Raw genomic sequence first — 12,209 nt, 5'->3', positions numbered from 1 at the left:
TTCTTATCGCTTGCTGCGCCAGTTTTCATCACGGCCAAGATTCGATTCTGTTGCCCGTTTTATATCATATAAAATTTCACTGAAAAAGCGTTCCGATACTTGCTTCGGTAAAACGCGTCTCTCATGATCAATTTCGTCGTAGTCATATGAACCGCGGCTCACCGTGCCTGCTTTGTAAAATTGAATTTCAAAAACGCACACATCCTCCTCACCTTCATATCCAACCGGTGCCCCTTCAAACGCAAGCTCCGCCCCTAGTCCGGCGCGAGTATCTTCTTTATAGAATGTATAATATACACCGGCATCTTGAACCGATCCACGACTCCAGCCGTACTTCGTCATCTTACCAAACAGCGAACGGCCATTGATCTGGATACCAGCAAACCTTTCCACAGTGACTTCCTCATTCTCCTCAACCTGAAATACTTCGCGGTCAATTTGCGGAAATGGCTGAGTAACCTCATAATCTTCTAGCTGTTCCTTCCATAATTCCCTTTCGTCCTCGGACAATTCTAACGGATGAATTAGACCGATAACAGTGTCTGGCGTAAGTTCATGCTCTTCTTCTTCAATCGTATTAAACGTGCCATCCTCCATATAGCGGAACATCGCAAGCAACTTTCCTTCCTTATACTCACCCCAAATAAGGGAGATAGCAAACTGCTGCAGAATTGGATTTTCTACAAACAGAGACTTCCATGTATTTTGTGACCAATAGCGATTCAGAGAAAGTGCTGTTTCAAGACGCTGCGTTTGCATCGTAATCATAGTTCGGAGCTGCTTCTTTATAGAGGATAACTCCGCCTTAGCCTCCTCAGCTTTTTCCGCATCATCTTTTGCATTTGGTTTCGGAAGCGACTTTATTCGTTTTCCTTCTCCCGTTTTTAGCTCAATTTTCAAGTTTGGAGTTAAATAGGCAGTAAATGTTCTGCTGCCGTAATCAATTGTCTTTTCACCGCGCTTATTAAACCCAAGGTCTGGGACAAGCTGATCTTCTAGCTCTTCTTCTGTAATACCACGCGTTTTAGCAGCGAGACTCAGCGCTTCTTTCGCAGCATTACGCACTTGCTTATGTTTATACTTAAATGCCATCGCATGGATAGACATTAGCCCAATATGTGATTGGGACAACGCTAGCGCCTGAACAGCTGCAGCAGCAATCGCTCCGCGCATACCAAGCGCCCACTCATCAATCTGCTTTTTGAGTTGCATCGCCATTTCATCATCACTGTAAATACCGTACAACGAAAGAATACCGCGTTTCTTCGATTCCGCGCCTTGAGAAACCCAAAGCTGATAGATCGCTTGTATATTTTCCTTCAAATCTTGTTCGTTAAGAGCAGCGCTTATTGCTTCTGCTACTTCCTTCTTCTCAATAACAGAATCTGATACGTACTGCTGAAAATATGCAAGAGGAATCATTGCATCTGCAATGGTATCGGAATCGCGGAGACGAATTTGCGGTTCAAATCCGATCCACTGCACAAGTGCATTCCTTTTTTGCGGCGTTAAAATACGCGTGCAAAGAGCTTCTATACTTCCTGATGCTCCTTCTAATTCCCCGTCACCAAGCAATGGGGCAAACTTCTCCGTCAAAGAAGCGTTTTTCTTTTCTTGTAAAGCTTCCTGTACAAGCTTTGTATATTTGTCAGTTTTATAATATAAAAGTGTTTGCATTGCATTTTCGCGAACAACTTTCTTTTTATGATTTAATTCCTTTGCTACATCTTCTGCAGCTTCCGTATCTTTTGTAAGAAGTTCAACTGCAGCGGTACGTACCTTTTTAGAGGAATCCCCAAGACTTTGAATGAGAAGATCACGCGTCTGAACTGCGTTATCCTTTGCCAACTCATCCAAAATAAAAATCCGTTCATCTGCAGAATACTCAGGAAATTCACCTTTCACATACGCTCGTTCTTTTACAAACAAACGAACGAGTGCCTCCGTCGCCTTATCTCGCTTCTCACTATGCCCGGAAGCTTGTTCAATGGAATAAGAAACGAGCTTCTCCATCGATAAACCGTAGGTAAGCAGATCTTCCAGCACCTGTTCTGGCGAGTTCTCCATAGCAGCATACCGCTGCAGAAGTTCATATAAACTATAGTTATACCCTTTCCCAAGTTGAAGCGTAAGAGTGGCTTCCCTCTTTGCTGCTTCCTCTATATCCCAAAGTAATGCAATTTCTAAAACAGGCATTCTCCAGTAATTATTTCTAAACTTCGAGCTTTCGAACCATTGCTTCATATCCTCAAATGATAAAGTGCCTAATAGATAGTCACGATATGTACCACGTATGTCAGATGATTTCGTTTGAAGGACAACCGTTAAAAACTCTTCACGTACTTTGTTTCTATGTAGCTCGTACCCTTTTTCCGCTAAAAGCATTGATACGAAAAGGTAATGACTTTGACTTAAATATTGCAGTGTACGCTGCACAAATTCCGGTTGTTCTTCCACCATTCGAAGCAACAATTGATATTCATATACGCGATCAAAATCAACAACACCTAAATGATGCTGCGTAAGGCGATATGCAAAAAATCTTTCCTCTGAAATACCGAATTGTTCACACAAATCTCGAGTTGTTTCATACAATTGTGCATAAAAACTTTTTGTTTTTTTGTAATTTCCAGACTGTTCAAGAGTATGGCTGACATGTGAAATTGCATAATTCATAAAATTTTTTACAGAGCATTTCACTAACAATTCCATATATCTTCTTGCAACATCCGAATGCGGATACATACGAAAAATTTGCTGCCAAGTAAAGTCAGGTAAAGATGACCCAGCAAATACTTTACTAACAGCTTCACCTCGAACGTACCTTTGAGCTGCTTCAATCTTCTCTTCCGCTCCACTTAACCTCAATATATACTCCGCATGCTCTTCCAATTCTTCTTCCAGTAAAGAACGATAGGGAAGAAATCTCTCATAATCTGCATCTAACATAACTAGAAGCAAAAGTAATTTTTGCTGACCTGTTATAACTTGCAACTGTTCTTCTATATACTTCGGATTCTCCCTTATTAATTGTCTAAGAAAAACATCCGCTTCATTTACAGAACGCGAAAGATTCGTTAAATACTTACAAGCAAATACTACAAGTCTATCGAATGAAAGACCGCTTTTTTCGAAATAAACCTTTATATCTGGAAAACTCATATATGAAAAACGCACGAGAAGAACATTCAACAATTGATCCTCAAGTAAATGATAGAATAACCGAAAAAACACTGGATCTTTCTTATATGTTTTCCTAAAGTCATTCATGAACTGCCAAGCAAAATCACTACGCTTATTTTCGCGAATGGTCGTTTGTTCTATATGCTTTAAAACTTCTTCATCTCTCGTCTGCAAGTAACGCAATGCTAATTCTTCTTGTGCTCCTGTCATATTAAGGTGTTGAAACAACTGATATGTACTGACTGCCATCCTCTCTGCCTCCCTAGTTCTTTTATAAATTCATCGTTATATCATATACATATGATATAACCTATTCTCTCGCATATCTGAAATTCCAGATATAAAAACACGGAATATATTTACATTATTAGTATATCATATCAACCCGAATACGAACATACGTTTCTTTAAAACGATCATTAAAAATTTGATATAAAGATAAACAAAGTAAGTGATGAGCGTTTTCATGGTATGATGTATAGGTACTAATTTTTTAAATTATAAGTTTTTATGAAAAAACGTATGGAGGCATTGATTGGCAAATATCAACTAACATATGAAAGAAGAGCTATTGGCGATGTTTGTAAATGTATAAAAGTTGTGCCAAGACATGAGGAAGCATTACCGATAGGTTGTTCGAAAATGGGGAGAGCTCTTAATTTACCCGTATTATTTATGTATCCTACATATAAAGAGCATCCCCTTCATTTTATCACTCAATTAAATTTAGAAGAATTGCACAACGAACAAACACGCAAAATGGTTTACCGGAAAGTAGAATGTTATATTTTTGGATTTCAAATGAAGATTTAAAACATCGCCGCTTTGAGAATGTGTGTTGTATGTTGCAGTCCTGTTGGGCGAAATAGATTATATATAAATTGAAAAGGCACATAAACTTTTCAATTTATATAGGATAGGCATTTTGCTTTTGGTTCTGCATAGCGATGACGAATATGTTGGAAAATCAAGATGGATTTATATGAGTGGGGGAATCGTATGAGAAAATATGATATTTATGAGTCAAAGAGAAAAGTAGTCGGATTATTTTTTTTGACTTCGGTAGTTGAAGTGATGTTTCTCTTTATTGTTATGTATGCATTTTCGTCTGAGGAGCCTAATTTCATAGTTGGATTTTTATTTGGAGCTCTTGCATTCGTTGTACTAATTGCTCTTTGGAAAGTTATCCAAAAAATGCTTACGAAAAAACCAGCCATCATTTTAGAACAAGAATACATTACAATTATTAACAATCCAAAATATCCTGTGAAAATTGCTTTGGAGGATGTATTAGGCGTTTTACCTTATGCAATCCAAGGGCAAAAGTATTTAGGATTTGTGATGGAAGATGATGTTGAAGATCGATATATTGCCTCTATACCTTCAAAAGGACAACGACTGTATCGAGTTAATAAGCGCGCTGGATTTATACCATTTAATATTCATATGAATTTATTGAAAATCGACGGAGAAACATTACTTGAGAAGTTAGATGAGTATGATATAAGCTTTTTAATTCCTGAAGATGAAGCGAAATAATATAACAAAAGAATTAATTTAGATATATGAAAAAAAAGAACATCTTGATAAAAAAGATGTTCTTTTTTATTTTTAATTTTAGAACCATTAGCTTTATAACCCGTTTATATGTTTACAATAACAGTTATTAAAATCACTCCATAGCATTTAACCTTCTCAAATTAAACCTCGTCAGCCTGTATCTGTTTAAGTACGTCTGGCTTTACCTCTTCTAAGGATATTCCTTTATCAGTTTTTCTTACCCTCTCCGCAAGCGAAGCCTCTCCACCTTAATCTCATCATTGATTTTCTTACTGCTGTCTACATGATACTTATTGACTCATTCGGTAACCTTTCCTGGTCCACCGCCTTGCTTTCCTGCCAATGTACCGTTTCCAACTCAACTGGTATAGCCTTTGAAGGAAGCTAATTCTGCTTCATTTGGAAACTTACTAATTTTACCTAATTAAACGACCGAAAAATAGAAAAATATATCATCATGCTTTATATTGGAGAATCAAGCTATTTAGCTTTAAAATGCACCATATCATACGGATAATAAGGAACATTTTTTAATATACTATCATCCAATTCTAAAATTTTTACAATTGCTCCACTTTCAAAAATCCAATAGCCAAAATATAGTTTTTCATGATGTTTATGACAATCATACCACCCCATGTCTTTATGCCCAGCATACCATTCTTCTATCAAGTATTTCTCCATGAGTTTACTAGCTTTTGTATCATCTTTGCACATAATGACATTAACAAGACTTTTAAATGGTTTTTCAAATAACCAAATACTGTTTTGAGAGTTCCCTTCTTCTCTACTAAATTTACAAGAATATTAAATGTATTCTTATCAATTTCTAACATAATACCTATAGAAAGGTATTCGTAACATTCCCAGATCATACTCCTCCACCTTCATCCGGGCATGATCAACATATGCATTAACACTAGCAACCAAAATTAATAAAGCAGCTATCCATAAGATAACTGCTTTATATTATTATGAACTACATGAATTTTATATTATTCTGGCTTATTTGGAATGTTAGAGTTTGGAACATAATCAGATTTGTAATCTGTATATTTCACTTCTGTTACCATCCCTGCTGAAGCATGGTGTAAATCATGACAGTGGAACATCCATTCCCCCGGATTATCTGCTACAAAGGCTACTTCATATTCTTCTCCAGGTTTCAAGTTCAAAGTATCTTTAACAATTGGAGAACCTTCTATCCTTTTTCCATCTTTACTTAATACTTGGAAGAAATGACCGTGTAAATGCATCGGGTGATCATCTGTTTTAGAGCGATTTACTAATTTTACTTTTACTAAGTCACCCTTTTTCACTGGAATTGGGTCGATATCCGGAAATACTTTACCGTTAATTGTATATACCATTTCATTTCCATTCATTTGAGTATTCAAGTCCATATTATATGTGACAGTAAACTGCTGGTCTAACGTGAAATCACCTAATTTTTTAGCACCATATTTCGTCATATCTAATTTTGGTAGTTTTTCTTTTTCATTTGCCTTGTCTTTCATCTCTTTGCTGCCATCATATTCAATAACAGCTTTCATTCCTTTTGCACCTTTATCTTCTGAATGGTCCTCAACATACCATTTCCCAGGGTTGTTAGCAGTAAATTCAACATCATAACGTTCACCTGGTGCAATTGAAATTACTTTGTCCCTAATAACTTTTGGATCATTAATTGGTTGGCCATCTGTCGCAATTACTTTAATATCATGACCATGAACATGGATATCATGTGATAGGTAACCAGCATTAACTAGTCGAAGTCGAACTTTGTCTCCCTTGTTCACTTTTAATGGCTCCACTAAATCCCCGCTTTTACCATTGATTGTGAATAAGTCATACATGCTCATATCATGACCTTTCATCCTCATATTCCCATGATCCATTCCTTTCATATCATCATTCTTTTTCGTATTTTTATTATCCATACTAGATTTATTACCGTCTGCTTTTTCTGTTTTCCCTTTTGTCATTTCTTTTAACTGCTTATCGATTTCTTTTTTATCTGTTACCCATTCATCTAACATTAATGTGTAATCTTTATCATACTTTTCATTTGTATCTTCTACAACGAGAGCACCATACAAGCCTCTATCTAGTTGATTTACAGAATCTTGATGCGAATGATACCAATACGTTCCTGGTACGTTCACTTTAAATTCATAGGTGAAACTTTTTCCAGATTCAACCGCATCTTGTGTCACACCTGGAATTCCATCCATGTTATTTGGGACAGGATACCCATGCCAATGAATAGATACTGGTGCAGATAATTCATTTTTTAATGTCACTTTAACCTTTTCACCTTTTTTCACCCTAATCTCTGGTCCAGGAGATGAACCATTAAATGTCCAGACTGGAACAATAACACCGTTACTTAGCTTTTGTTTTTCTTCTTTCGCTATTAAAGTAACTTCTGATCCTTTTACAACTTTCAATGGTTTTGTAGCCGTTTCAGTCTGTGCTGTTTTTTTATCATTCATATTTTTATAATCATTTGTTGTATTTGTGATCGCAGAACATGCAGCAATTAAAGATATTACGGAGACTGTAACTGCTGTTAATACAAATCTCTTCATGGAAAATCCCTCCTTTTGCTTTTTCAAGATTATTATATAAGACGATTTTCGAGAAAATATGGAGATGCCAAATGAACAAAATAAAAAGACGCCCAAAAATTGAGCGTCTTTTACATTTACTATTTTGTAACAACTTGTCTTTCCTTAACGTTTTCATTAGTTTCTCTCATAAACTCTTCAATCTCTTCAACCGTTCTAATGATATCTTTTGACAAATTTTCATACCCGTCCTTTGTGACAAGAATATCATCTTCAATACGAATTCCAATTGATTCTTCTTCAATATACAAACCTGGTTCTATCGTAATGACCATACCTTCTTCTAATACTCTATCTTTGTATGTTCCTACATCATGAGTATCTAAACCGAGGAAATGGCTCACACCATGATAATAATATTTAGATAGTTCCTCATCTTCTTGAATTAAACCAATTTCTTTACACTCTTCTGCCAGTACTTTTTTTGTATGTTCATTTAATGCGGCGAATTTTAATCCTGGCTTTATAAGTTCAGTCGTTTCTTTTAATGCCTTTAATACAATATTATATATTTGTTTTTGGCGATTAGAGAATGTTCCACTAGCTGGGAATGTGTAACTAATATCAGCATTGTAGTAGTCTTTTTGAGCACCTAAATCGAGCAGTACTAAATCACCTTGTTGCACTTTTGCATCATTATCTTCATAATGCAGCACAGTAGCATTTTTACCACTCGCCAAAATTGTATCGAATGCATGATATTTAATACCAGACGATTTTAATGTGAAATCAAAATGCGCTTCTAATTCATATTCCATTATGCCTGCTTTCGCTTGTTTCAGCACATTATAAATACCCTCTCGAGTAACCTCAATTGCTTCTTTTATTTTTTTAATTTCTTCATCTGTTTTGAACACTCGTAATTCACAAATGTTCGGATAGACATTCCCAATTGAAAGATGAGGATACTGTTCTCTTACGTGCTTCGCAAATGCTAGCGCCTTCGTCTCAGTACCTTTCCAATTACGACGTTCTAAATCTAAATACACATGTTTCACATTTTCTGCGAAAAGTGTATTCGCAATTGTTACTTCAAAACTTTCTATATATACAACCTTCTTAATACCAGAAATATTTTCTGCTTCTTCTTTCGAAACGGTTTTACCAACCCATTTTTCAAGCACTGGATCTGGTTTTTCAATGAAAAGAGTTTCTTCTACACTATCTCCAAACTTTTTTAAAATAAAAATAACATTTGGCTCATCGATTCCCGTTAAATAGTAAAAATTTCGATTCGGCACAAATTTATAGTGTGCATCAGCTGACATATGTGGTGCCTGTCCGGCAAATAAAATAGTAATCGATTCATCTGGCAATGTTCTCGTTAATCGTTCTCTATTTTGGGCAAAAAATGTTGGCTTCATAATAATCCCCCTTGAATTCTATGTATCAAAACAAATTATCCAATGTAATTCATTTTATTATTAATTTTTCGTCAATTAACAATTATCGTGTAGAAAGTAAAACATTAATCAGTGAGCGTCCTACTGCCAGCCATTTCTATCACGCCTATTCCTTATCTAGCTAAATACTGTTAGATTTTTAAGAGATTGATGGATACCAAGAAAATTTTGTATCACTATCAAGTGGTGTATCCTGGGTTTCCTTTTTGATTATGCTGAACCATTTGTTTAATATTTGAGCTTTTGGTAATTGTGAGGCAGGGTCGTCTTCCCAGATGATGTGTGAAAACCAGGCCTTTGTTTCCCATTCAAATTGCAGTTCTGCAAACGAAATTGTAGGATGGTCCGCTTCATAAAATTGTCGATTTACTGCATCTGAAACTTCCGAAGCTTGTGGTAACAACTCATTCTTAATTCTATTTTTAATCGTCTGATTTTCTAACTGATCCCAAAAATACAATTGCCCGTTCATTTGATAAAAAATATCAAATGAAGCCTCACCATTTTTCAAATTAAGCAATATAAAAGCACGTTCCACATTATTGTCAGCAGCTTTTACAGTATTGATAATTAAATTTTGTGCAATTGAGACCCAATAGCTATTGGCTTCTTCTAATGGGGATTCAACATACAATTCTTCATTTAATTCATTGAGGGTTGCCTCATTATTGTTTACTTGTTCCACTTTCTTAAAAAATCTATTGAAAAAACCCATGATTTCTCCTCCTCTTTTTCATTCCCTTATAATACATTTGAATAATTAGATAATATTGACAATGCAATCATATCATTTTCAGATGAGGTATGAAACCAATTTAATGAATGGAGTTTGTTCTTGTATTTACTTTGTATATTTGAGAAACTGAATTTAAACAAAACCTTTGTTTAAAGTAAGGATGGAAATTAGAAGTTCAATTTTGCAAAGATGGTGGGAAAATGGAAGAGAAAAAAACAAGAAGTAAGAAATATTATAGAATTGCTTTTCTTGTATCAACAAGTTACATTTGGTTTTTGATTCTAGCGGCATACAGTATGGGGATTCCGCAATATATCAAGTTGCTCGGGGAGATCGCTCTAATAACAGCCTTTACATGTTACTTTTCCGTGCCTATTTTTTATATTGCTTTGCCTTTAGTATATATTCGCGTTGTACTTTCCTGTTTCCGTATATACACTTCAGAGCGAATGTTGGCTTATTATGCACTTTCTTGTTTTGTTTTAGGGCTTGCTTTATTTCTTCCTTTAAAAATTTATGGTTTTTATGAGGAGAACTACATATTCACGAAGCAGGTTCATGATCAACGTATTGAAGAAAAAATAAAACAAGCGATTGAAAAAAATAATGGTCCCATTCAGATTACATATGTGACAAGGGAAAGTGTACTGCAATCGAATGAAGGTTCAGGAAGTCCTGTATATCCCAAAATAAACATTCATTTTGAGTTATTAAACTGTGCTAAACAAAATGGTAGAGGCAGTGGCTTTTCATGTGAATCTTCTGTCGAAGCATACTACAAAGATAAAAAGTGGCTGGTAGATTATGATTCAAAAGAAAATACAGGTGTTATGAGTCTATCTAAAGATAACCAACGTGCTGTAGAAGTAGAAAAGCAGCTAGCTCTTACTCCTGAGGAAGAGGTAAATATCTGTAACAATGCTGAATCGAAAGCGATTCAATATGTGAAAAATGAGTATAATTTGGATTTAACAATTGTTGAAAAAACGTTTAATAAGCATACAAGTTCCTACAAGAAAGAAAATAGACCATCGAATGCAATTCATGCGCTAACCATTAATGGATATTTAAACACGGATTCCCAAAAAGATATCACGGTTAGGGTAGAATATGATCCGATTGCAAGGGAATATTGGTCTCATATCTATGAAATGAGCGATGGAGCTAAAAAGGAGATAGAAAAACAAATCGAATTAAAAAAAGAGATACATAATAAAAAATGAAATAGCAAAACAAACATCCCCCATGTCTTCTATCATATATAGTGAGCCACTGGTTGAGGTGTTTGTTTTCGTTTTAGAAACAATATATAATTTCTCTTCAATTGTAAATTTAGCCATAAGAAAAACACCTCCAATTGTTAGACTGTGTCTAACAATTGGGGTGTACTTCACTAAAGGTGGATTTCTAATTTTTATATTTATCTTTCTCCTGTTAACAAACTATTTTATATTCATTTAATATCTTCTTCAGCAATTATTATTTCATTTATTAACTTTGTTTCACATACCTAGTTGTATTAAATGATTTATCGTTGAATAATTGCAAGTTCTTTCTATCATAGTTTTGAACTTTATAATCTATGTCTTTTTGAACAACCTCTGCTTCTACACCGTTTGACATTTGTTTTGTGATATGTAGTTTTAATGTTAAACTAGCTTTATCATATTCCCATGTACCTTCTATATGGTTCGTTTTCTTTGGATACTCTTCTGCATTGTAAACTTCGAAAGTTTTAGGACTTCCACCTTTTAAGATAAATGATGGTTTAAATCCGTCAGAAGTCTGTACACCCCAGTTACCAATTAATTCAGTACCATCTATTACGTTCTTCTGTACCGCATCATAGTCGATTCCGGCTTTCTTATCTAAGTCTTTAATATCTTTAACCGATACTGTACCATCACCGACTTTTGTATTCTTATCTTTAAGTGAGTTAATTGCTTTATACCAGTATTCGTCACCTTGTTTCAGAATCTTCTCTGACTCTTCAACCATTTCTTTGTCAGTCTTTTCGCCTTTTTCTCTAGTTGATTTTCTAGTAAACACTTCTTCTACTATTTTGGAGGACTCTCTAAAGTAACCAGTCGCTTTTTCAAGGTTTTTCTGTTCTTCTATATACTCTTTAGGTGGGTCTATAGATTCAATCTTATCTAATACCCCATCCAGTTCTTTTATTGAATCTAATACGTCTGATTTCTTTTTCTTGCCGTCAAAGAGTTCTCCTATTGTATCATTATGCTTCTTAAATATAGTATCAAACTCTTCAACTAGTCCAACTACCCTAGTTGTGTAGTCTTCTTTTGATACCTTCACTTTCTTAACAGAAGACTTCTTTTCATCTTCTTTAGCGGATTTAGACTCTTCTGTCTTTGTTTCCTGAGATTCAGTTTTATCCGATACCCCACAACCGAATAATAACATAACTGGAATTGCTACACCTACTAGTTTCTTTGCTTTCATGACTAATTTATCCCCTTTAAATTTTACTGATTAAAACCGTTTTCGTTACTTCCACCATATCCATATTATTCCTATATATCGTACCATTCACCTTCTTCAACGTCAAAGTGTCTTTCCTTGAAGTCTTCATTTCTTCTATAGGGATTTTCAAAGGTTTGTTAACACAATGGCTTTATGTTAACAAAAGGTGCTTTCATATACAGAAAACACCTTTTCAATCTACAACTATTTTTT

The 12,209-nt window shown here is 35.0% G+C and carries 10 protein-coding genes; 3 read left to right on the top strand and 7 right to left on the bottom strand.

The annotated features are described in order from the left end of the window. Nucleotides 1-3: 3 nt before the first annotated feature. Nucleotides 4-3,432, bottom strand: a complete 3,429-nt coding sequence (locus MHH71_RS00500) for a DUF4132 domain-containing protein (RefSeq protein ID WP_033798984.1) — start codon at nucleotides 3,430-3,432, stop codon at nucleotides 4-6. Between the two features lie 261 nt (nucleotides 3,433-3,693). On the opposite strand from MHH71_RS00500, the gene MHH71_RS00495 reads away from it, so the two are divergent. Both MHH71_RS00495 and MHH71_RS00490 read left to right on the top strand, forming a co-directional pair. Then, nucleotides 3,694-3,996 carry a hypothetical protein gene (locus tag MHH71_RS00495; protein WP_003202614.1) on the top strand — a complete coding sequence of 101 codons (303 nt, stop codon included), beginning with the start codon at nucleotides 3,694-3,696 and terminating at the stop codon, nucleotides 3,994-3,996. Nucleotides 3,997-4,182: 186 nt separating this feature from the next. Continuing rightward, nucleotides 4,183-4,722, top strand: coding sequence for an STM3941 family protein (locus MHH71_RS00490; protein ID WP_033798983.1), 540 nt, complete (start codon nucleotides 4,183-4,185; stop codon nucleotides 4,720-4,722). Nucleotides 4,723-5,223: 501 nt separating this feature from the next. On the opposite strand, the gene MHH71_RS00485 is transcribed toward MHH71_RS00490, so the two are convergent. The 5 genes from MHH71_RS00485 to MHH71_RS00465 all read right to left on the bottom strand — a co-directional run bounded on the left by MHH71_RS00485 (nucleotide 5,224) and on the right by MHH71_RS00465 (nucleotide 9,491). Further along, nucleotides 5,224-5,463 (bottom strand): PoNe immunity protein domain-containing protein, encoded by a 240-nt coding sequence (locus MHH71_RS00485; RefSeq protein ID WP_255291956.1) that lies wholly within the window; start codon nucleotides 5,461-5,463, stop codon nucleotides 5,224-5,226. Next, nucleotides 5,412-5,618, bottom strand: a complete 207-nt coding sequence (locus tag MHH71_RS00480) for a hypothetical protein (RefSeq protein ID WP_033798982.1) — start codon at nucleotides 5,616-5,618, stop codon at nucleotides 5,412-5,414. Before MHH71_RS00480 ends, MHH71_RS00485 begins: the two co-directional genes overlap by 52 nt. A gap of 120 nt (nucleotides 5,619-5,738) precedes the next feature. Continuing rightward, complete coding sequence (locus MHH71_RS00475) at nucleotides 5,739-7,334, bottom strand: multicopper oxidase family protein (protein WP_033798981.1); 1,596 nt, start codon at nucleotides 7,332-7,334, stop codon at nucleotides 5,739-5,741. A 119-nt stretch (nucleotides 7,335-7,453) separates the two neighbouring features. Next, the gene (locus MHH71_RS00470; RefSeq protein ID WP_006095377.1) at nucleotides 7,454-8,737 is read right to left on the bottom strand and encodes an aminopeptidase P family protein; all 1,284 of its coding nucleotides are present in this window, start codon (nucleotides 8,735-8,737) and stop codon (nucleotides 7,454-7,456) included. A 178-nt stretch (nucleotides 8,738-8,915) separates the two neighbouring features. Next, a complete protein-coding gene (locus tag MHH71_RS00465) occupies nucleotides 8,916-9,491 on the bottom strand; it encodes a hypothetical protein (protein WP_006095376.1) in 576 nt (191 codons plus the stop codon). 221 nt (nucleotides 9,492-9,712) lie between these two features. Here MHH71_RS00465 and MHH71_RS00460 point away from each other — a divergent pair, with 221 nt between their 5' ends. Beyond that, nucleotides 9,713-10,735, top strand: a complete 1,023-nt coding sequence (locus MHH71_RS00460) for a hypothetical protein (protein WP_006095375.1) — start codon at nucleotides 9,713-9,715, stop codon at nucleotides 10,733-10,735. A gap of 268 nt (nucleotides 10,736-11,003) precedes the next feature. On the opposite strand, the gene MHH71_RS00455 is transcribed toward MHH71_RS00460, so the two are convergent. Further along, a complete protein-coding gene (locus tag MHH71_RS00455; RefSeq protein WP_006095374.1) occupies nucleotides 11,004-11,975 on the bottom strand; it encodes a DUF3994 domain-containing protein in 972 nt (323 codons plus the stop codon). Nucleotides 11,976-12,209: the final 234 nt, after the last annotated feature.

Origin of the sequence: Bacillus sp. FSL H8-0534, assembly GCF_038005885.1 — a bacterium.
Taxonomy (GTDB): Bacteria; Bacillota; Bacilli; order Bacillales; family Bacillaceae_G; genus Bacillus_A; species Bacillus_A pseudomycoides.
Note: the sequence above shows the minus strand (reverse complement) of the source record. Positions and strands in the feature narration are given on the sequence as shown.